At 46.5% G+C, this 555-nt stretch carries 1 protein-coding gene; it reads left to right on the forward strand.

The genetic code is table 11. The annotated features are described in order from the left end of the window. Positions 1–442 (forward strand): aldo/keto reductase (locus R7E38_RS23250; protein ID WP_318082205.1); only part of this gene is annotated, 442 nt, incomplete at its 5' end. Between the last annotated feature and the right edge of the window lie 113 nt (positions 443–555).

Below are 555 nucleotides of genomic sequence, written 5' to 3' on the forward strand. Positions count from 1 at the left end.
GAACAAACCAGGGATGAAATACAAACCCACCTGCAACCAGGTAGAATGTCACCCGTATCTCAACCAGAGCAAACTCCTGGAGTTCTGCAAGTCCAAAGACATTGTTCTCGTTGCCTATAGTGCTCTGGGATCCCACAGAGACTCAAGCTGGGTCAGCAGTGATAGCCCATACCTCCTGGAGGATCCTGTCTTAATGACCATTGCCAAGAAACACAACCAATCTCCAGGCCAGGTTGCCCTGCGCTACCAACTGCAGAGGGGGGTGGTGGTTCTGGCCAAGAGCTTCAATGAGAAGAGAATCAAAGAGAACTTCCACGTGTTTGACTTTGAATTGACCCCAGAGGACATGAAAACAATTGACAGCCTCAACAGAAATTTTCGATATTCTCAAATGGCATTTGCTCTGGATCACCCTGATTATCCATTTTTGGAAGAATATTGAACATGAGCTGCTAAACATTATGGAGACTTTCCTCCTTCCAGTTAGTGTGTAGCTGTGTTTGGTGGGGTGGCTAAGAAGCAGTATCCTTGTTGCCTTGTGCTTGTCTAATGTCA

Source organism: Vibrio sp. Vb2131 (assembly GCF_033338535.1).
Classification (GTDB): domain Bacteria; phylum Pseudomonadota; class Gammaproteobacteria; order Enterobacterales; family Vibrionaceae; genus Vibrio; species Vibrio alginolyticus.